This is a genomic window from Streptomyces canus, assembly GCF_001514145.1.
GTDB lineage: Bacteria > Actinomycetota > Actinomycetes > Streptomycetales > Streptomycetaceae > Streptomyces > Streptomyces canus.
Genome location: NZ_KQ948676.1, coordinates 19,383 through 39,573, shown reverse-complemented (window position 1 = coordinate 39,573; position 20,191 = coordinate 19,383). Strand labels below are relative to the sequence as shown.

13 protein-coding genes and 2 pseudogenes are annotated in these 20,191 nt (G+C 70.2%); 4 read left to right on the top strand and 11 right to left on the bottom strand.

The window, feature by feature from the left end; translation table 11 throughout:
- Positions 1 to 13 precede the first annotated feature (13 nt).
- From AQJ46_RS43395 to AQJ46_RS57785, 3 genes are all read right to left on the bottom strand, one after another.
- Positions 14 to 742 (bottom strand): alpha/beta fold hydrolase, encoded by a 729-nt coding sequence (locus tag AQJ46_RS43395; RefSeq protein ID WP_079072699.1) that lies wholly within the window; start codon positions 740 to 742, stop codon positions 14 to 16.
- Positions 743 to 1,652: 910 nt separating this feature from the next.
- Positions 1,653 to 2,174, bottom strand: a complete 522-nt coding sequence (locus tag AQJ46_RS57790; protein ID WP_225887571.1) for a transposase — start codon at positions 2,172 to 2,174, stop codon at positions 1,653 to 1,655.
- A 59-nt stretch (positions 2,175 to 2,233) separates the two neighbouring features.
- A complete protein-coding gene (locus tag AQJ46_RS57785) occupies positions 2,234 to 3,268 on the bottom strand; it encodes a transposase (RefSeq protein WP_225887561.1) in 1,035 nt (344 codons plus the stop codon).
- 415 nt (positions 3,269 to 3,683) lie between these two features.
- Here AQJ46_RS57785 and AQJ46_RS43385 point away from each other — a divergent pair, with 415 nt between their 5' ends.
- Both AQJ46_RS43385 and AQJ46_RS43380 read left to right on the top strand, forming a co-directional pair.
- Complete coding sequence (locus AQJ46_RS43385) at positions 3,684 to 4,736, top strand: IS110 family RNA-guided transposase (protein ID WP_059210869.1); 1,053 nt, start codon at positions 3,684 to 3,686, stop codon at positions 4,734 to 4,736.
- A 308-nt stretch (positions 4,737 to 5,044) separates the two neighbouring features.
- The gene (locus AQJ46_RS43380) at positions 5,045 to 5,503 is read left to right on the top strand and encodes a hypothetical protein (RefSeq protein ID WP_159064158.1); all 459 of its coding nucleotides are present in this window, start codon (positions 5,045 to 5,047) and stop codon (positions 5,501 to 5,503) included.
- Positions 5,504 to 5,715: 212 nt separating this feature from the next.
- Here the strand turns inward: AQJ46_RS43380 and AQJ46_RS43375 are convergent, their stop codons facing one another.
- The 5 genes and pseudogenes from AQJ46_RS43375 to AQJ46_RS43360 form a co-directional block, all read right to left on the bottom strand.
- Positions 5,716 to 6,042: a hypothetical protein gene (locus tag AQJ46_RS43375; RefSeq protein ID WP_225887560.1), complete on the bottom strand. Its 327-nt coding sequence runs from the start codon at positions 6,040 to 6,042 to the stop codon at positions 5,716 to 5,718.
- Between the two features lie 347 nt (positions 6,043 to 6,389).
- Complete coding sequence (locus AQJ46_RS43370; RefSeq protein WP_059210867.1) at positions 6,390 to 7,178, bottom strand: peptidoglycan-binding protein; 789 nt, start codon at positions 7,176 to 7,178, stop codon at positions 6,390 to 6,392.
- Entirely contained in the window at positions 7,175 to 7,336 is a 162-nt protein-coding gene (locus AQJ46_RS57780) for a hypothetical protein (protein ID WP_225887559.1), read from the bottom strand. The genes AQJ46_RS43370 and AQJ46_RS57780 overlap by 4 nt, the downstream gene beginning before the upstream one ends.
- A 237-nt stretch (positions 7,337 to 7,573) precedes the next feature.
- Positions 7,574 to 8,176: a peptidoglycan-binding protein gene (locus AQJ46_RS43365; protein ID WP_059210866.1), complete on the bottom strand. Its 603-nt coding sequence runs from the start codon at positions 8,174 to 8,176 to the stop codon at positions 7,574 to 7,576.
- A 491-nt stretch (positions 8,177 to 8,667) separates the two neighbouring features.
- Positions 8,668 to 9,761 (bottom strand): annotated as a pseudogene (locus tag AQJ46_RS43360) (transposase).
- On the opposite strand from AQJ46_RS43360, the pseudogene AQJ46_RS59515 reads away from it, so the two are divergent.
- Together AQJ46_RS59515 and AQJ46_RS43350 are read left to right on the top strand one after the other, a co-directional pair.
- A pseudogene (locus AQJ46_RS59515) lies at positions 9,749 to 9,895 on the top strand (IS630 family transposase); the annotation flags it as partial. The pseudogenes AQJ46_RS43360 and AQJ46_RS59515 sit on opposite strands and share 13 nt — an antisense overlap.
- Positions 9,896 to 10,258: 363 nt before the next feature.
- The gene (locus AQJ46_RS43350; protein WP_059210864.1) at positions 10,259 to 11,119 is read left to right on the top strand and encodes a hypothetical protein; all 861 of its coding nucleotides are present in this window, start codon (positions 10,259 to 10,261) and stop codon (positions 11,117 to 11,119) included.
- Positions 11,120 to 11,196: 77 nt separating this feature from the next.
- Here AQJ46_RS43350 and AQJ46_RS43345 read toward each other — a convergent pair whose 3' ends face one another.
- Genes AQJ46_RS43345 through AQJ46_RS43335 form a run of 3 tightly spaced genes read right to left on the bottom strand, consistent with a single transcriptional unit; the run spans position 11,197 to position 20,188 of the window.
- Positions 11,197 to 12,897 carry a hypothetical protein gene (locus AQJ46_RS43345; protein ID WP_059210863.1) on the bottom strand — a complete coding sequence of 567 codons (1,701 nt, stop codon included), beginning with the start codon at positions 12,895 to 12,897 and terminating at the stop codon, positions 11,197 to 11,199.
- Positions 12,894 to 17,375, bottom strand: coding sequence for a hypothetical protein (locus AQJ46_RS43340; protein ID WP_059210862.1), 4,482 nt, complete (start codon positions 17,373 to 17,375; stop codon positions 12,894 to 12,896). The genes AQJ46_RS43345 and AQJ46_RS43340 overlap by 4 nt, the downstream gene beginning before the upstream one ends.
- The gene (locus tag AQJ46_RS43335) at positions 17,372 to 20,188 is read right to left on the bottom strand and encodes a hypothetical protein (protein ID WP_059210861.1); all 2,817 of its coding nucleotides are present in this window, start codon (positions 20,186 to 20,188) and stop codon (positions 17,372 to 17,374) included. The genes AQJ46_RS43340 and AQJ46_RS43335 overlap by 4 nt, the downstream gene beginning before the upstream one ends.
- Between the last annotated feature and the right edge of the window lie 3 nt (positions 20,189 to 20,191).

Here is a 20,191-nt window from a genome sequence, read left to right as displayed (position 1 = left end):
AGCGCTCGCTCCTTCAACGGGTGGCGACGTAGGTGGCCTTGATGATCCTGGCGGCAGCTTCCGGATGGGAGATCATGACCACGTGCGAGGACTGGATCTCGGTCACCTTGCTGCCTGCGCGTTTGGCCATGAACCGCTGGGCGGCGGGCGGGATGACCTTGTCCTGGGTCGGGATCAGATACCAGGACGGGACGGCCTTCCAAGCGGGCGCGCCGCTGGGGCCGCTGAGTCCCTGGACGCTGCCGGGGCGCTGGGTGGCCGCCATCAGACGGGTCTGGGAGGCGGGCAGATCCGCGGCGAACACGGCCCGGAACTTCGCCGCGTCGATATAGCCGTCGGTGCCCGGTTCGCCGCCGGGAATCGGGTAGGCGCGGGGGACCAGGGCGGCGCCCAGTTCACTGCCCGGGAACTGGCCCGCCAGTTGCAGCGCGCTCTCGCCCTCGTCGGGCGCGAACGCCCCCATGTACACCAGGGCCTTGACGTTGGCGTGGCCTCGGGCGGCGTTGGTGATGACGACGCCTCCGTAGGAGTGGGCCGCCAGGATGACCGGTCCGGGGATGGTGTCCACCACGCTGGAGATGTAGGCGGCGTCGCCCGCCGTGTCCCGCAGCGGGTTGGCGGGCGCGATGACCGGGAAGCCGGCCTTCTGCAGCAGAGCGATGGTGCCGTTGAAGCCGGAGGCGTCGGCGAACGCCCCGTGCACGAGCACGACGGTCGGCTTGGGCCCCTTGTCGGGCTGCACGGCTTTGGGGGAGGTCGCCTGGGCGGAGACCGCGCCGGTGACGAGGAGAACGGTCGGATGATCGGCTCGGGCTCGTACACGGCGAAGAGTGCGGCTTCGGCGCGGTCAGGGCTTTTCATGCCGCGGGCGCGCATGGCCTTCTTCGACTCGATGACCGAGTGGCGCCACTGTTGTAGCCCAGCTTCGGGGTGGTGAGCTGGATGGCGGCGTTGCGGTCGGTGCGCAGCCGGAGCCAGGTCCAGGGCAAGGACGCGACGCACCTGCGATACCGCGTGCGGCGTTGAGGCCCCAGACCTCACCTACCGACTGGCCTGGTCGGCACGGCCGCCAACAACACCGCGCCAAAAGCAGCCACTGCCAGCGACAGTCGTGGCGAACACAAACATTACGATCTACGGCTGAAGTACTTCTTGCAGCACCGTGACGTCAGGCCACGGCCTGGCCCGCGCTCTGGACACCGGACCGCACCCCGTGCATCGATACGGTCGGCGCGACGTCCCTTGGCCTGGTGCCGGGGCGGTGAGGCCAAGGGACGTCTGCCATGGCCCCGGCGCCAGAGCGGGAAGCAAGCCGGGGACCCTCAGGACGACGGTGCACTCGTCCTGCCCGGTTCAACGCTCTCGGGGCTGAGCAGGTCACCCAGGCGTCAACCGGCCGCGGTTCATCGACGTCACCAGGGGGCACCGCCCGGCGCAGCGGCCCCAGGTCCCCGTACAGGGCGGCATGGAAGGCCGCAGCGAGCTCCCGGGCCCGCCCCTCACCCCTCAGCCCGAACTGCGGACGCAGCAAAGCGGCCTCGGCCTGCCCACCAACGGGAGTGCACAGCGCGAACAGCGGCGAACGCCATATGAACACCAGCCGCCCGCCTGGCCTGAGCTTGACTCTGTCGGGGATCTTGGAGTTGTCGAGGTCAACTGCCCGAGGTTCGCCAGGACTTCAGCCGGGGAATCTCACGCTGGTCGAGGTAGTCCTGGAAAGCAGTCGGCCGGCGGGGCGTCGGGGGTTCCTCGGTGGGTGGCAGTCCGCTGAGGCGCTCGATGTTCACGGCGATGGCCGTCAGGACGTGCTGGATGTGGGCCTTTCCCTGTCCTCGGTAGCGGCAGTGTCGCATGCCGTGTCCGTGGGCGAACTCGTTGACCGTGCTCTCCACTCCGGAGCGGACCGCGTAGCGGGCCTTCCACTCGGGCGTCTGTTGCTCGGTGCGAACGCGGAGTTGCAGGTCGCGGAGTTCTCGTGGGGGGAATCCCACGGTGCGGGCGTTGTCGGCGGTGCTGGTGCACCGGGTGCGGACCGGACACGGTCGGCACTGGCTCTTGGTGAACCGCGCCACGATCAGCGGGGCCGCGGTGGGCGAGGAGGTCGGGTAGGGGCCGTGCCAGCCCGCGCTGACCTGTCCCTGGGGGCAGGTGACCTGCTGCTGGTCGTAGTCGATGTGGAAGTCGTCCCGGGCGAAGCTCTCGTTGAGGCGGTGCTGGCGGGTGGGGTTGCTCTTCAGCGGTCCGGAGACGGTGACCTGGTGTTTGCGGGCGGCTTGTTCCAGGTGGGGCAGGGAGGTGTAGTCGGCGTCGACCAGGTGCTCGGCGGGCAGCAGCCCGCGGGGCGGGACAGGCGGGTGTGGATGCCGGGCAGGACCTGGCTGTCGTGGGTGGTGGCCGCAGTGGTGGCTACGTCCGTGATCACGTTGGGGCCGTCGGGTGCACAGGTCTCGGTCAGGTGAGCGGAGAACCCCTTCCAGCTGATGATGTGTCCGTGCCGTGCGTAGCGGGCCGAGGTGTCGTAGGGGGAGACGATGGTCCGGGACGAGGGCGGCAGCCCGGGTCCGCCTTCCTTCTCGGCGGTGCGCCAGCGCAGGTGTCCTGCGGCGTCACGGTGGTAGTTCTGCACCATGATCCGCCGCAGGCCCTGGACACGAGGACCGGACGTGCGGTCGGCTCCGTGCTGGTAGAGGTGTTCCAGGAGCCGGACCGCGTCGTTTCCGGCGGCAAGGATCCTGGTCTTGGGCTTGGTGGGGTTCTTGCCCAGGCGGACCGGCCGGCCGTAGCGGAGTCCCCAGCCCTCGTCGACCAGCTCGTCGAGCAGGTGAGGGGACGTGGTGGCTACTTCTTCGAGTGCGGCGCGGACCGCCTCGGTGATCAGCTCCAGGCGGGTCAGGTCACGCACCGCGGCCAGGACGTGGGTGGAATCGGTACGCTGCGTGGTGCGCTCGCGCACCAGCCCGGTCTCCTTGAGTCGGGCCAGCGCGAGGTCGAGGAGACGGTCAGCACGGTCGCCTTCGGCGAGACGATCGCGGAAATCAGCCAGCACGCTGTGATGGAACCCAGGGTCATCCAGCTCCATGGCCATCGCGTACTTGAAGTCGATGCGGCAGCGGACCGCCTCGGCGGCCTGCCGGTCCGACAGGCCGAGCAGGAACTGCAACACACAGACGGTGGCCAGTTGAGCAGGCGAGATACCCGGACGCCCGTCACGCGGGTACCAGTCGGCGAAGTCCTCGTCATGGCACAGCCCGTCCAGCCGGTCACGCACCCATATCGCCGTCGTGCCACCCGGGTTGCTCGCCCGCGCGACCTGCGCAGTCAGAGGCGGGACTTGCTCACCGGAACGTGGACGGAGGGACAACGGGCACCTCGACAACTGCATCGGTCATCGGAACTACCCGAGCATGCCCGTTGACCATGCTGCCGCACCGCGAAACGCCAAGATCCCCGACTGTGAGGATGCGGGAGGCACCGCTCGGGGGTCTGACCCGATCCCCGATCGACGCTCCGGCTGTCCTCACTCTGAATCGTCGACCTGCCGAGCGGTGCCACTGCGCGTACCGGCTCGGCGATCGTGACCTCATAGGAGCTTGACCGAGGCGGTCCCATCACAGTCGTGTCCTTCCGTCGAGCCGGTACGCGCGAGTCCACACGACCGCGCACGGAAGGAAAACTCGGCCGCCATGCCACAGCCCATCGAAGTGATCGGCGGGATCGACACCCACACCGATGTCCACCAGGCCGCCGTCATCGACACCATCGGCCGGCACCTGGCCACCGAGGCGTTCCCCACCACGCCTGAAGGCTATCGGCGCCTACTGGCGTGGCTGCGCTCGCACGGCCAGGTGCTGACGGTCGGCATGGAGGGCACCGGATCCTTCGGTGCCGAACTGGCCCGGTACCTGCGTGCCAACGAGATGACTCTGGTCGAAGTGGATCGACCCGATCGTCGAGCTCGTCGCGCCGCAGGCAAATCCGACCCCATCGACGCCTACGCCGCCGCTACCGCAGTGCTCTCAGGCCGTGCCAACGGCACCCCGAAGGACCGCGACGGCACGGTCGAGGCAATCCGCACACTGCGCGTGGTACGCGCCAGCGCCATCAAGGCCCGCACCCAGACCATCAACCAGCTCAAATCACTCATCATCACCGCGCCCGCTGCGACACGCGAAGCACTGCGCTCGCTAACCACCACCGAGCTGATACGCCGTCTGGCCGCCAGCCGGCCCGGCTCCGATCTGACCACCCCGGCCGCCGCCGTCAAACTCGCACTCAAACGCCTGGCCAAGCGATACCAGCACCTGAGCGAAGAGATCGCGGACGCGGACGCCGAGTTGCGCGCCCTGATCACCCACACCGCACCCGGCCTGCTCGCGCTACCGGGCGTCGGGACCGAAACCGCCGGGCAGTTGCTGGTCACCGCCGGGGACAACCCCGACAGGCTCGCCTCGGAGGCGTCCTTCGCCCACCTCTGCGCAGCCGCACCCGTGCCAGCATCCTCAGGTCGCACGGATCGCCATCGACTCAACCGCGGCGGCGACCGCCAGGCCAACCGCGCGCTGCACACCATCGTCCTGGTCCGCATGCGTCACGACCCACGCACCCGCGACTACGTCGCACGACGCACCCTCGAAGGGCTCAAGACGAAAGACATCTTCAGATGCCTCAAACGCTTCATCGCGCGAGAGGTCTACCACCACCTCACCAGCGCACCATCAACATCTCCAGCCACTTGACGATCTATAGGAGCTTCAGAGTCAAGCTAGCCGCGACCGGCTCGGCGACCTCACCCGGGGCGCGCACAACGCCTTCGTCGCCGCCGCAGGCCCACTCCTACGAGCCTGACCTTCGGTGGCGCGCCTTCCGGTACAGCTCCGGTTCGCGCGAGTTCACCGTCACAGCGAACGTTGCCTGTGCAGCTGTGGCACCGTGGAGCAGGGCCTGGCCCGCCGCTTTCCCCCGAGCGGTGGGCCAGATCCTGCTCAGGAGGCAATCCGGCCCAGTCAGCATGGAAGGTGGTCGAACCGCGCCTGTGGAAACTGTCTTGGCCAGCATGGTCGCCGTGGCCGGCACGCTGATCGGCTCACTGAGCACTTACGCGTTTCAGCGGCGCATCGCGGAACGCGCGGACGCCGCGTCTCGAGAGGACCGCCTGCGCCAGGAACGTCTGGCCGCCTACAGCGGGTACGCCGGCGCCATGTCGGAACTCAAGCGTGGCCTGATCACGGTGTGGTTCCGCCGTCGGGCCTCCCCGCGCGACGAGGATGCCTACAGGGCAGCGCGGGTGGAGAGCGACAGGCTGGGGGCAGCAGCTGACACCGCCGACTTCCGTCTCCAACTGGTGGCGGAAGATCCGGTGCTCCGTCCGCTGATGAACGCGGTACGTGCCAAGGTCGGCGCAATCGACGCGGCCGAAGACCGCCAGCAACTCATCGTGATCGAGTCCGAGTTCGAGCAGGCGGTACGCGCGTTCCTCGACGCGGCTGCCCGGCGGATCGACTGAAGCCGACGCTGCCCACCCAGAGGCCTTCGGCGAACGGATACGCCGCAACCTCAAGCGCGTTGCCGACCGGCATGCCCATCGGGGCCGTCAGTGCCGCTGCAGGACGTATACACGGGTAGGCAAAGTCCGCGTCGATGGGATGCCGCGCGGGGGCCCCAGGTGCGATGGGTTGCGCGCGGCTGTCCGGCCGTCGGCCCGTCAACGAGCGAGCGTCACTTGGACGGTGCTGTTCGGGCGTTGTCCAGGATGTCGGCGAGCGCGGTCTGTTCGACCGGGTCGATGGTGAGCCAGCGGGTTTGACGGCCACCCAGTCGGCGGCTGGTCGGATCCTGGTCGGCCTTGGACCGGTTGGAGGCGAAGGAGACCGCGATCAGGGCGCGGGCGTCTTCGAGGTCGTTGGCGCACACCTCGCGCTCCTTGAGCGTCCAGGCAGAGGCGTCGGAGTCCCAGGCCTCGGCGAGCGGGATCAGTCGGTCGATGTCGAGGGCGCGGGCAGTGGTGAAGTAGGCGTCGTCGTAAGGGCGAGTACCAGGACCCACCGGTGAGATGGCAGCCGGCGCTCTGCTCGGAGGTGATGGCGGCTTCCGCGAGGAGGACTTCCCCCTCGGGATTGGTAGGCGTCGTTGATCGTGTAGTCGGTGTTCGGCTGCCCGCAGTCGTGGGTGGGGCGAGAGTCACGGGCTGTGTTCGCGTCTGTCCCGTGGTGCGAAGGCTGCGAGGGCGTCGGCGTGGGTCGCGGGAGCGTGCAGGAAGTAGCTGGCCCCCGTCTTCACGACCTCGCACTCACCGGATGAGGAGGAACGAGGTGGGAAGCCGAGCGTCTGCACGGCCCTGGATTATTTGCGGGACAGCCCGTAATGCTCGATAGGGCCATCAGCGCGGACGGTCAGACGTTGGGGACCTGTAGCTTGTCCCAACTGGTTTTGCCGGGGATGCCGTTGGCATCAGCGCCTTCGAAGCCGAGCTTCTGCTGCCAGGCGGCGAAGGACTTCACATCGCCTGGGCCCCATACGTCGGAGTTGGCGCTCGACTGGTAGCGGTTGCAGCCTTCGGTGACGAGTCGATGGTGCGTTGCGGCGATGATCGGCGATTTGTTTTCGGTGTGGAAGAACGACGCACCGGGGAACGGCTCGGTATCCGACCCGGGAACGGGATGTGAATCCTTGAAGTGGTCGTACGCCTCCTGAGTCGCCGCGAGGACCTTGTCGTAGAGTTTGTCCATGTGCGGGCCGGCGCAGGCGGTCGAGGACCAGTGGTGGTGGTAGAAGACGTTGCTCTTGCTGGGGCGTTCGCCGATCACCTTGGCGAAGAGCCAGCCGGCGAGACGTGCGGAGCTCTTCCAGGTGGCCTCGGTGACCGTCCAGGCGGGCGCGAGCGTTGCGTTCGCCATTTCGATGCTGATCGAGCGCTGGTTGCCGGCCGTGTTGCCGACGGCCCAGGCGTACTCGTTCACCTTGACGTACTGAGCGACGGCTCCGGCGGCGTCCACGTCGAAGTGGGCCGAAGCCGGACGCGTCTTCCAGACGTTGAGCACATCCTGGTGCGAAAGTCGGCCCCCGTTGTGGTGCAGCGTGACCGACGTCTTCTTGTAGGACTTGTGGGTGACGTGGCCCGTTGCGCTGAGTTTGTCGATGAGGTTCGAGACGGTACGGTCGTAAGCGATGGTGGCGGTCACTTGGGGGCCTCCGCGTCGTTCTCGACGCCGTCCTCGGCGAAGGCGACGAAGTCGCTTTCCGGAAGGGTATCGAGGTTGTCGGTGCCGGGTCCGTCGGCGGTGTCGGTCTTCTCGAGGGCCGCCTTCACATCCTCGTAGCCGAAGTTCTTCTCGGGCATGACGCAATCCTTTCAGCTACCACAACTTTGTGTCGCCAGCTCTACGTTCGACGAGCGGCCGGGGACGAATTCTCTCGTCGCCGTAGGGAATGGCGCTGCGGGTTCGATGGGTTGTTGAGATCAGATGCTGAGGATCAAGATTGCTCGCGTCACCGATGCTCTGGTTTCGAATCTGACGCTACTGAGTCGAGGCGTAGAACTGCTGGTTTAGACGGCAATTCGCGTCATGCTCACGTCTCAGACGTTGGGGACCCGTAGCTTGTCCCAACTGGTCTTGCCGGGGATGCCGTTGGCATCAACGCCTTCGAAGCCGAGCTTCTGCTGCCAGGCGGCGAAGGACTTCACATCGCCCGGTCCCCAAACGTCGGCGTTGGCGCTCGACTGGTACCGGTTGCAGCCTTCGGCGACGAGTCGATGGTGCGTTGCGGCGATGATCGGCGACTTCTTTCCGGTGTGGAAGAACGACGCACCGGGGAACGGCTCGAAGTTGGTGGGCCCGCCATCCATGTACTGCTTGTAGGCACCGCTCGTGAACGTGGACCATTGGTTCCAGTTGTGTGCGTCTTTGATGGCCCTTGCCGTCTTGGCGTTGTAGAGCGGATCCTTGAGCTTTGCCTCAACCCTGAGTGTGTCCGGTGGGGAGAACTGCCCTGGGTGCTTGAGCGAGCGTATCTGGAGGAGACCTATGGACGGCCCCCACTTGTGGTCGACCAGATGCTGGTCTCCGATGACGACCGGGTCGCCCTTGGACTCTGCCATGGCGACGGCCGCCGCGATTTTGGTCTCGCTGCCGGTGAACCCTGCCTGTGTGGCGAGGGTACGCAACTCGGGCAGGCTCATTTTCATTCCCGACGCGCCTCTCACTTGTTGATCAGAAACCATGTCCACGTGGCGCATTGCGGTGTCGGATCGAGGACCGGGTGTCGGCCAGATTTCTCGGCCGGGGAGGAGATGTTGCAGGAATGTGGTAACTGTGCCTTCGGTAAGGGGTCAAGTCCCGCGGAGCTTCCCCTAATTGGCACGTATACACATACAGACCAGGATCCTCTAAGCCGCGCCTTTGTGGGGTGCGAGCGGCATTGTGAGGTGTGAGAGATCAGCTGTCTCTATCATATGGCAACGTCAGGTATGGGGCAAACTGGGCCAACGCTCTCGTGCACGGTTGACGGTGGGGTGCCGCGGACTTCGGTGTGGCCCGAGTTCGTTTCTCTCGTGTCGGGGCTCAGGTCCATGGTCTGCTGGTGGGACAGCAGTCCGGCGGTTTCCTGGATGGTGTCGCTCATGTGCTCGCGGCGAGCAATTGTCAGATTCTGTGGATCGGTTGGGGTTGCTCACGCCGCCAGGGTCCCGGAGGGTTCGACGAGGTGGCCGCATTCGAAGCGGGCTCCGGCGCCAACGAGGGCCACGAGGTGGGGTGCGTTCACGGATCGCCGGCGTGCCTGGGCGGACTCGACGAGTTTGAGGACCGTCGCGAGAGCGGCGGCCGCGCTGCCTGCTCCCTTGGTGACCTTGGTCTCCAAGCGCACCGTCGCGAAGGTCGATTCGAAGGGATTCGTCGTCCGCAGATGGATCCAGCGTTCGGAGAGGATGTCGTAGAAAGCAAGCAGCTCGTCGACGTCATCGGTGATCTCCTTGACGGTCTTGGGCCACTTCGCGCCGTACGCTTTCTCGAACGCGGCGACGGCTTGGCGGCGTGCTCGCGGTCTTCGGCGTTGTAGATCTTTGGAGAGCCTTGCGGGCTCCGGCCTGGGACGACTTGGGCAGGGCGTTGACGACGCTGGTCGCTTTGTGAACCCAGCAATGCTTATGGCGGGTGTCGGTGAACACCTCGGCCAGGGCCTTCCAGAAGCCGAGTGCGCCGTCGCCGACGGCCAGGACGCACGACTTGGTTTCCGCGAGGCAGATGCGCAGGTGGATGCCGTGCGCCAGACGTAGACATAGACGTAGTCGGATCCGGTCAGGTCGCCCTTGCCGAAGGCTTTGTGGTCGGCCTGCCGCTGCTGGGTGAGCCGGTGACGGTGGCCGGTGAGAGGCCGGCCGAGCTGCCGAGAAACTGCTCGAGTGCGGGCACGAAGTCCCCGGAGGACAGGCCGTGGAGGTGGCGCAGTGGCAGCACCTCACTGATCTTCGGGGACTTGCGGCACCACGGCGGCGGAATCGCCGAGGTGAACCGCTTGCGCTCTCCGGTGGTCACGTTGACGCGCTTGTCGTTCACCCGCGGGGCCTTGACCTCAACCGTTCCCGGCGGCGGTGATGGCTTTCCTCGGCTGGTGGTAACCGTTGCGCACGACCAGGCGTCGGCCCATATCGTCGCATTGGCTGGCCAACTCCGCTATGTACGCGTTGGCTTCGGCCTCCAGGGCGGTGGCGAGCATCCGCCTTCCCCCTCACGGACGATCTCGTCGTGGTGGTATGCGGTACGCACAAGGTGGTGAGCTGACCGCCGATCGGCGGCGGTGGCGTGAGCGGATCCGGTACTGGGCCGGAGGGTGGTTCGCCCGCGGTGAGAGGACAGCGGTGATCGCGAAGGATCTGCGGGTGACTGAGCGGTCCGTGGAGGGCGACGGTGGCGTCCGCCTTCACCGTCTGCGAGTCCACCACAGCCGCACTCGGCTCCGGTTCACGGCCCTGCGCTCGGCGGAGGACCCCTAAGGCGGGAAGTCGGAAGGTATCGCCCGCCACTTGATGCCGTTGTCGACGAGATAGCGCACCGCCTCGATCACCTGCCGGTGGTCTGCCGGTGGCAGTAGCTCTCTCCGGTCTGCCCGCCCGGCCCGCCAGCCGACCCCGGACTCCAGGGGCTGAGGTGCCGTCGAGGCTTGCTCAACTGACGGCAGGGCGAGGTTCGCCGCCCTCCACAAAGTGCGAAATGCCCTGTTTGGCCGCATAATTGAACGGAGGGGGGCATCCTGAGGAGTCGCCATGCCGATGCTTCTGATCAAAGGCTTCTACGACGTCAAGGGCTCCCAGCCGGACGGGGACACGGTGGCCTTCACCCCCGATGACCCGGCCGAGTGGGACCTCGTGGGCGGTGGGCTCGGCCGCGCCGTCGAGCACAGTGCCACGGGCCGCGCGAAGCTGCGGCTGGACGCGATCGACGCACTGGAGACGCATTACGGCGCCAACCGGGTCCATCAGCCCCTGCAGTTCGCCCACGCAGCGCGCGACGAGCTGCTCAGCTGGATCGGCTTCACCGACGTCCAGCGTGAGGGCGAGAACGTGATCGCCACCACCCCGGACACGGTCCCCGGCTTCGTCCTAACCCGAGGCACCGACGTCCACGGCCGGTGCATCGCCCTGGCGGGGCGCGGCGTATCCCCGGGGGACAGTGGCCGGGAGATCGACGTCGACCCCGCCGTGCTGAGGACGACGCTCAACCACCACATGGTCACCGCGGGCCTGACCTACCCGACGTTCTACCGCAGCCTGTTCACCAGCCTGCGCGCCGAGTTGGCCACCACGGCCGAAGGGGCCCGGGCAGCGGGCCGGGGCCTGTGGCCGAGCGACGTCACCCTCACCGGGGTGAAGGTGACCGGCCTGTCCTCACTGACGGACGACGCCGTGCTCTTGCCCAAGCTGTTCCGCCGCCTGGTGGACTACCTCAACCTCGGCACGCTGCCGCTCACCTGCTTCCCCGCCTTTCTGGCAGGCGTGGGTGACCGGTTCTCCATCCTGTCCACGGGCGAGCGCTGCGTCGGACTGCACCGCGTCGTGGAGATCACGAACGGTGAGACCGTGCGGATGACCCACCCGCCCGAGGACCTGCTGTTCGAGGACTCCTGAGACCGGCTGAGACCGGCACGGACCCCGCCGCACCGGCGGGGTCCGTGCCGGTCTCAGCCAGACTTTCAGCACAGAAGTCAGTCCTTCAGCACATCGAACCGCAGCCCGCTCGACCCGCCCCCGGTCCCGCTCACCTTGCGGCGCGTGGTCCACGCGTGTGCCGAGCCGTCCTGCCACCGCGTGAACTGCCGACTGCGCTCGACACGGATGCCGGAGCGCGGCACCTCTTCCTCGTAGAGGCCGGCCGTCTCGGCGAGGAGCCGGCCCAGCGGAGCTTCGAGCGAGGCGTCGTCGCGTGCCAGGCGGGCCAGACGGAAGCGGATGGACTCCTCGTCGGCGAGGGTCTGCGGCACCAAGGGGTACCAGTGGGCGGGTACTTCGGTGGCCAGCAGGTAGCGCGGGTCGGCCTCGGCCGGCGGCTGCGCCGCGTCCGGGGCCGGCGCGGGGGGTGGTGTGGCGGCGATCCAGCGCGCGTAGCGATCGACCCGCTCCTCGGCGCGGTCGGCGACCGTTTCCTCGACGGCCCAGGCCAGGTTGGCCTGTTCGTCGCGCAGGAGGAGTACCGATTCGACAGCGGGGCTCTCCAGGCCGTCCGGCAGGGACGTCGGCCGGTAGATCCAGGGCGAGGGCGGCATCGCCATGCCCTCGGCCGGAGGGATGCCGCCGCTGGAGCGGTCGCCCAGTCCGAAGAGGTTCCAGCTGATGAAGTCGCGGGCGGTGGCGTGTCCGAGAGGTGTCTCGCTGCCGAAGACGTCGTGGACGGAGCAGTCCACGACCCGGCTCAGGGAGCCGACGACGAGCGGCAGCGGCACACAGAACCAGTCGTTGCCGTAGACCGTGGCGAAGGCGATGAGCATCAGCCGGCCCAGGTCGGCGGGTGAGGCGTCGACGGAGCCGAAGTCGATGCGGGCGTCCTCCATCTCCCAGAACCGGGACACGGGCATGCCACCGTACACCGCCGGGGTGGGGACGATCGTGCGCTGCTCGCGCGTCACCGCGGCTTCGTCGACCGCCAGTTGGGCGTCCCGGTCGGCGTCCACGGCCCACCAGTCTAGGTGACCACCGTGGTATTCCCCGGCGCGCAGTTCGAGGCCGGGCAGACTCGAGGCGCGTACCTCGAAGGCGTACTCCAGGCGTTCGGGGTTCCAGGCCTCGGGCGGCTTCGGGGGCTGGGGCGGCGCGGCGGCCGGGACGTGCGCGTGCCACCAGGACAGCCAGGCGACGGCCGCGCTCGCCAGGGCTTCGCGGGCGGCGTCGGTGTCGGGCGCGTCGAATTCCTTGGCGGCCGTCTGGTCGTGCTCGGCGAGCCGGGCCAGCCAGGGTGCGAGGGCGGCCGGGTCGGGGAGCCGGTCGCGCACGGCGGCGGACAAGCCGGTGGGGGCCAGCGGGCCGTCGGTGGCGAAGGGGCAGACCCGGGCGAAGGCCGGCAGCAGGGCGACGAGTCCGGCCGCGGTCAGCGCCCGCAGCCAGCGCAGCGCGCCGGCCATCGCCAGCCGGGCGTCGAGGCCGTTGCCGGGTTCCCGTTCGACGAGGGCCTCCAAGACCATCGTGTCCGGTTCGTACGGCTGCCACTCGGCGTCGGCACCGGTGCGCCAGCCGTCCAGCCGGTGGGACTCCTGGGCGAGCGAGACCGTGACCGGGGAGGCGGCGTCGTCGCCCCGGAACTCCCCGAACGCGTACTGCCGGGAGAGGAACCAGGCGGCGTCGGCGGTCCGGGCGGCGAGCGCCTCGTCCATGCCGGTGTCACGCGGCACGGGTTCGTACCGGAACATGGTCATAGCGGTCCCCATCCGTGTGCCGGCATGGTCCACTGCACCGGCAGCAGGCCGCGCAGCTCGAAGAAGTCGGTGAGGTCCATGCCGCGCAGCCGGGCGAGCGCGAAGCTCTCCTCGACCACGGCGTGGACGTCCTCCATCCGCCAGCCGCGTGTGCGGTCGGGCGGCAGTGCCAGCAGCAGAGCCTGCGGGGCGCGGGCGTCGGGCTGGTTGTAGTGGAAGGCGAGCCCGCCCAGTTCCTCCGGCGGGTGCTCGCCCACGCCGGGCTCGGGCACGGACTCGGTCCAGGAGTCCACGATGAGTCCGGCGGTGTTCCCGGCGTCGGGCGCACCGTCGGCGCGCAGCACCGCGCAGTGGTGCGGGACGGGATGCCTGCGTGACGGCACCGGCGCCCGGCCGCAGGCGATCCAGGGCTGCCCGGCGGGGAGCTGGGCCACGACGGTGGTGCAGGGGGCCGTGCCGGCCAGCGTCTCGGCGGCCGTCAGCGCGTCACCGAAGGCCCGTGCCTGGGGCCGGACGCGTTCCATCTCCAGCAGCCAGTCCGCGACCGCGTCCTCGTCGGCCTCCTGCGGGGCGGGCCCGGTCAGCGCGGTCGCCGCGGCGCTGCCGCGCACGCGGAGCACAGGCAGGACGGGCAGGGTCCGGCCGAGTACCGAGGAGATCGTCGCGCGCAGCCTGGTCACCCACTCCAGCACGGCTGACGGATCCTGCGGGGGCGGCCCCGGCAGCGGGGGAAGCGGCTCGGCCTCGAAGCGGTTCAGCACCGCGACGGCCTGCCCGCGCAGCGACTCCACCCGATCGTCGCCCTCCGGGACCGGTGACGGCCACGCGCCGGGCATACCGAGGTCGGTGAGGGTCTCCAGGACCCGGGCGACCTCGTCGACCGTGCCCGGCAACGCCCGTACCTGCTCGCGCAGTTCGGCGAGAGCGAAGGTCACCGTCCCGTGCCAGGCCGTGACGCGGGCGGCGAGCTCCGGCAGGTCGGCGGCCGACCAGTCGTCGCCCGCGCCGGCGTCGAGGTCGGTGACGAGCAGCGGCCGGGCCGATGCCAGGACAGCGGCCAGCGACCGGCACAGCAAGTGCAGTTCGGCGAACCGGGCGGCCCCGGCGTCGGTGACCCGTGATCCTGCCGGGACACGGCGCAGCAGCCGGTGCGCCAGCACGCCCTCGTCCCCGGACACGGTGTCGGGCTGCCGGTCCGCGCCGTCCTGGAACAACCCCGCGCTCAGGACGACGTCCAGCGCGCAGACCCCGAGATCGGCGAGGGAGGCCTGGGCGGGCGCGGCCGGGGCGCTGAAGGCGAACGTCCAGTCGGCGGCGTCACCGAGCCGCGTCTGGCACCAGCGTTCCAGGGCGGGTTCCAGCGCGGCGAGCGGCCGGTCCGACGTCCAGCCGTTCGTTCCGGTCGAGGGGGCCAGCAGACCGAGCCGGTGGGTGAGCGCGACGGCCGCGCGGGGCGTGCGCAGGACCTCGAACTCCTCGGGCAGCGTGTCGCCGCGCGCGATGCCGTCGGCGGCCACGCCGGCTCGCAGCGGATGGCCCGCGACGAGCTGGTGCACGCTCTCGGCGAGCAGCAGGTCACCGACCGCGTCCACGGTGGCCTCCAGGTCGTCCACGAGCGGACCAGCCTGGTCCAGCAGTGGCCGGCTCTCGTCGGTGAGCGCCTCGGTGAGCGAGTCGAGGTCCTGGAGCTGACGGCCGTGGGCCGTGTAGTCGGCGACGAGCGCGCGGCCGTCGACGACGTCGCGGGCGGCCGTCGCGGTGAGGGCCTCCTCCGCGCCGGGAGCGTCCGGCTCGGCGAGGTGGGGGGTGGGATACGCGGCGCGGAAGGGGGCGATCAGTCCGTCCAAGTGGGCGTCGTGCAGGGCGCGTTCCAGTTGGTAGCCCAGCAGGGCGCCCAGGGTCTGGCCGGAGCGGACGCCGTCCACGACGGCGAGGGCCTGGCGCACCCGGCGCGCCCGGAGGTCGACGCAGAAGGCCTCTCCGTCGGCGTGGCTGAGCCACCCGGAGCGCAGGACGGCGGCGGTGGTGGCCTGGTGCATGGAGGGGGCCACGAGATAGCCGTCGTGGTTCTCCCCGGTCCCTTCCTCGGCGGGCTCGGCCCCAGTCTCGTCGTCGGTCGGGGCCTGGGGGTCCTCGTCCGGGTTTCCCACGATCTCCGGGTCCTGGTCGTCCTCCGGGTCGGTCGGCACGGACTCCTCGCCGAAGCCCCGGGGACGCAGATCGGTGACCCAGCCGTACGCCCCGAGGTGGGTGCCGTCGGGGCGGTCGCGGCGCAGCCGGTTCAGCCGGGCGGAGGCGACGGAGGTCATCCAGGCGTCCAGGCGGTGCGTCTGCGTGTCCAGCACCTCGCACAGCAGGAGCTCCAGCCGGGGCAGGTCACCGTCGGCCATCTCCTCGGCGACGGCGAACTGGTCGATGGCGGTGGCCGCCCAGTCGAAGAACGCGGGGACCGTGCCGGGCGGAACCGTCACCTGACCGTCCGTCAGGTCGATGACGGGGTCCACGGAGCCGCCGGACTGCAGCCGCTGGTCGAGCCGGAAGTAGTACAGGTGAAGGGCCATGATGGCGAGGTGGTACCAGAGCCCGAGCTTGCCGCTGCGGGTCCCCTCGAAGGCGGGGGCCAGGTCGAACAGCCGCTGGGTGACTTCGGGCGGCACCTCCTGCTGGAGGGACCGCAGGTGGGCGAACTCCTGCAGGGCGCCGAGGAGCGTACGCAGCGGGTGGGCCTGGAGCAGCTCCCGCACCTCCGGAGCGGGCTCGGCGGTGAGGGTGAACTCCAGCGGCTGCGGCAGGAACGCCGGGTCGGGCGGCTGCTGCCAGGCGAAGCCGCTCCTGTACGGGATCGTGCCGGTCGGCGTGTCCGGCGCGGGCTGGAACGGCGGGGAGACCGGTTCCTGCTGGACGAAGCGCAGCCGCCGGGAGGCGGGCAGGCGGTGCAGCAGGTCGTTGATCACCTCGTCGGCGTCACCGTTACCGACCGTCGGTGAACGCCAGCCCTGGGACTCGGCGAAGGTGCGGAACCCCTGGAGGTGTTCCAGGATCCGCAGGTCGACTTCGGTGCCGTGCCACAGGTCGAGCGAGGTGACCGGCAGGATGCCGTACGGCTGCCGTCCGATCCGGAGCGTGGGCAGCGGCCCGCGGCCGCGCACGTGCTCGACGAAGTGCTGGACGAGGAAGGTCAGGTCGACCTGGGTGTCGGAGTCGTAGTTCATCCAGTTCGTGGACGCGGCGGCCATGGCGCCGAACGCGGCGTGCAGCCGGCGCAGCAGGTCGTGGTCGTCCACGTCGAGCCCGTCGGCGGTCTCGGCCAGCACGCGCCCGGCGGCGGGGCCGAGGGCCCGGGCGGCGCGGGCGGCGGCCTGGGGGCTGCGAGGCGCCAGGTCGCCGAGGACGGCGAGGGCGGCGCGCTGCTCCTCGGCCTTCTCCGGGCTCGGCGGCGGCATCCAGGTGCGCCAGGCCGACTTGGTGGATTCGGTGTTGTTGGTCGGCGTGCCGGTGGGCAGCACCGCCAGGCCGTCGGTGCAGCGGTGCGCGTCCAGCAGGGTGCCGATGAGTTCAGCGGTGTGCTCCGAGGTCCCGCCGCGCACCCCGGCGACGGTGACCAGGCTGAAGTCGGGGCGCATCTCGCCCTCGATGAGCACCTTGACGCCCATGCCGACCCGCACGGCCTCCTCGAAGTCGCTGAGCCAGCCGGGCGGCACCGCGCTGTCCGGGCCGAGGCCGACGTCGAGCACCTCGGGGATGGGCGCGCCCTCCTCGCGCCAGACCAGTCCGATCTGCCCGTCCCCGACGGTCTCGTAGCCGGAGAACACCAGCCGGTCGGGCAGTGCGTACGTGTGCGCCGGCCGGGTCCAGCGGCCGTCGCGGCTCTCCGGTTCCACCGCCCAGGGAGCCGGTGAGGGCGCGCTCGCGCCGGGCGGGGTCTCGGTCCGCGGCGGATCCTGCTGCCCCGGCCGCAGCGCTTTCACCGCCCATGCGGCGCGGCCCGGACCGATGGCGGCGACGAGTTGCGTCCAGGCCGCCTTGCGGCGCTCCTGGTGGGGGCCGGCGGCCCAGACCTCGCACCAGTACGCCTCCGTCGCGACGCGTTCGGCCGGGGTCAGGGCCGGCTCGTGGGAGTCGACGTGGATGTCGTCCGGGTAGGCGCGGATCCACAGCTCCAGCGCGGCCTCCCCGGCGTTGCGGTACACCGTCTCCAGGCGCAGCGGCAGGAGCAGCAGCGGGTCGGAGCGGCTGTCGGCCGACCACAGTTCCGGTTCCTCGGAGGCCAGCTCGTGGTAGGCGTCGCGGGCGGCCTGGTAGCGGGTCTGGTTGGTGGCCGCCTCCTGGCCCTGGGCGAGGTGTTCGGCCTCCAGGCCACTCTCCCCGGACTCGATGCGCTTGTCATACATGGCGAGTCCGGCGCGTGACCAGTCGAGCGCGATCCGGGCGTCGGCGACCGCCCGGCGGGCCTTGGCCAGTTCCAGGTTGACGGTCACTGCGGGTCTCCGATCAGTTTGCGGGCCGACATGACGACCCGGAAAGGCCGTTGCAGACTCACCATGGCCACGGTGGCGGCGTTCCACCGGCCCGGCCGGGGTTCCTGCTCCGGCACGGCGGGCATCGCCGAGAGGTCGGCGAAGCCGCCCTCCGGGACCTGCCAGCTCAGGTCCGACCAGTGCCGGTACGGCGGCGCCGGATCCACCGGGTTGTCGAAGCCGAACCGCATCCGGTAGCTGTTCTCGGCGAGGACGAACCACCAGTCGTGGATGTCCCCGGGCAGCACGAACGCGTACGCGCAGGTCCGCTCATCCAGGGTGAGCAGCATCTTCGGGTGCTCCCAGGAGCTCTGCCCGAGGTCGGCCGCGCCCACGGACTGGGCGGGGACGGCGGCCACGACCATCTGGGGGTACCGGCGCACGAGCCGGCCCCGGATGAGCAGCACGTCCAGCTCGCCCGCGCCCAGGGTGAGCTGGACGCTCAGCGCGCCGTCCGGGTCCCAGCTGTGCACGGGCGGCACGTCCGGCTCGCCGTCGGGGCGTGGCCAGAAGTGCGTGAAGGGGCTGCCGCGCAGGTCGGTGGGGTACTCGCGCCAGCGCATCTCGCCGTTCATCTCGTCGTTGACGCCGACCATGAACGAGGCGATGAACGGTGCGTTGGCCTGGAGCAGCACGGCCCGGTCGTCGGGGATCGTCCCGGAGCCCGGGAGGAACCAGTCGCGGGCGGTGTCCTTAAGCGCCAGGGCCATGGGCGCGGGGAAGTCCGGGGCGGTCATGACCGGATCGCCGGGGGAGGCGGGCACGGCGAGTGCCTCCTCGGACAGGAAGGTGACGGTGCTGTCCAGCCGGGCCGCCAGCAGAGGACCGGGGTCGAAGGCCTGGGAGAGGCGCTCGCGCATCCCGGGCGCGTCGACGGGCACACCGAACTGCAGGATGTGGGCCCCCGGATCGTCGGCCATGGACGCGTCCGACGACAGGGCGGTGTCGGGCTCCTCCACCGTCATCACGGCGTCCGGCGACTGCTCGGCGAACGCGGGGGACAGGTCGCCGGTCAGGTCGGACAGCTCCAGGCCGGACAGCGTCTGGAACATCCGGAGTGCGTCGGCCGGCCCCGTCGTCCCCTCGGCGGGCGTCCCACCCTCCGCCGGGCGCGCCACGAGCGCGGTGAGCGCACCCGCCTGAGTGTCGAAGCCGTTGGCCCACGCCGAGGGTGCCATGGCCGACAGCAGCCTGAGTGTCCGGGCGCCCCGCGCGGTCGCGGTCGCCCGCAGGGCCGTGCCCACCTTGGCGTTGAGCTCGACGGTGTCCTCCCCTGCCAGTTGTCCGGCCTCCACCGGCCGGGTCACCATCGCCGTCGGCAGCGGCGGCAGCAGTTCGCCGCTGAGCGTGCGGCGGACGTACGACTCCCCGTCGAGGCCGGCGCGGCGGGCGACCGGCCCCCGGCGCCGCAGCAGCCGCCGCAGGGCCGGGGCGACCAGCTCGTTCGGGGCCGGGCTGACCGCGACCTCGGTCCGCAGCGGGAGTTCGCTTCCGGTGCGGACGCGGTCGCCCACCGGAGCGGCGAGCCCGAGCGTCTCGTCGGGGCTGAGGGTCTGCACGCTGCGCCGGTAGACGGAGTCGGCGACCGCGGTGCAGAACGCGGTACGGCTGCGCAGCCGGTTGGCCTCCCGGATGTCACCGACCTGGTCCCAGGCCCGGGCCATCAGCCACTCCTGGTTCTCGCGAACCCAGCCCGCGCCGAGAGACGCCGCGATCCGGGTCTCCGGATTCAGGTTGAGCTCGGCCAGCCACCCGGATTCACCGTCCTCGACGTCGTCGCGTACGACGGGACGGCCGCCGTACAGCGGCGGGGCGACGGCGTCCTCGGTGCCCCGGCTGATGTGCCCGGCGACGCGGGAGGCGAAGTCGGCGAGGGCGGTGACGGCCTGTTCGGCGGGGGAGTCGACGAGCTGGAGCACGCCCTGCACGGTGATGGTCTGCCGGGTGCCGGGCGGATCGATGGAGGCCAGCGGGGGGCCGTGCAGCCAGGGGTCGGTGATGTCGACGGTGCGCCCGGACAGCGGACCGCGTTCCTCGGCGGACAACGGGACGATCGCTGTGGCCAGTTGCTCGAAGTCGCCCGGGGCGCCGGTGTGGAACTGCCAGCTGTAGTAGACCGGCAACCGGACGCCCCCCTGGTCTCGGCGCCAGGCGTCGCCGTGCTGGTCGACCTCGGTGAGGCCGCCGGACAGTCCCGCGGCGACCCCGCCCTGGAAGGTCGGCACGACACAGGCCGTGTAGTCGGTGTCCGACCTCAGATGCAGCGGGCACAGCAGACGTGAGATCAGCGGGCCCGACTGGCCCGCGGGGCGCTGCACATGTGCCCACTGCCACGACTGGTCCAGCGGTGGCAGGGCCGCGGCGTCGACGTCTACGAAGGGCAGTGGCCCGCCGCCCTGCAGCGGGTGCCCGGCGGTCTCGATGGCGACCAGCACCAGCCAGGGCCGCAGCATGCCGTCGGCGGGCCGGGCGGGTGTGAACAGCCAGGGCAGTTCGGGCGCGTCGAACTCCACGCAGGCCAGGTAGTTCGGCTCGGCGTCCAGGATGCCGGGCGGCGGATCGACCCGCAGGACGTGCCGGGTGTCGATGCCGATGACGCCCTCGGGGCCGAGCATCCGCAGCGCGTCGCCGGGCGGCCTGACCGGGATCTCACCGCCCGGTCCGGTCAGGGTCAGCCCGGGATCCAGCAGCGCCGGCCCGTTCGGCACCGTGCTGCGGATCGCCCCGCCGACGGGGCTCTGCAGGTACGGGGCGAATTGCAGGTCCTCGGGCATCGG

Excerpts from the sequence above, each read along its gene's own strand:
- AQJ46_RS43350 (WP_059210864.1), top strand. The coding sequence starts at position 10,259 with ATGCCGATGCTTCTGATCAAAGGCTTCTACGACGTCAAGGGCTCCCAG.
- AQJ46_RS57780 (WP_225887559.1), bottom strand. The coding sequence starts at position 7,336 with ATGCCCGAGAAGAACTTCGGCTACGAGGATGTGAAGGCGGCCCTCGAG.
- AQJ46_RS43385 (WP_059210869.1), top strand. The coding sequence starts at position 3,684 with ATGCCACAGCCCATCGAAGTGATCGGCGGGATCGACACCCACACCGAT.
- AQJ46_RS43365 (WP_059210866.1), bottom strand. The coding sequence starts at position 8,176 with ATGAGCCTGCCCGAGTTGCGTACCCTCGCCACACAGGCAGGGTTCACC.
- AQJ46_RS43345 (WP_059210863.1), bottom strand. The coding sequence starts at position 12,897 with ATGACCATGTTCCGGTACGAACCCGTGCCGCGTGACACCGGCATGGAC.
- AQJ46_RS43335 (WP_059210861.1), bottom strand. The coding sequence starts at position 20,188 with ATGCCCGAGGACCTGCAATTCGCCCCGTACCTGCAGAGCCCCGTCGGC.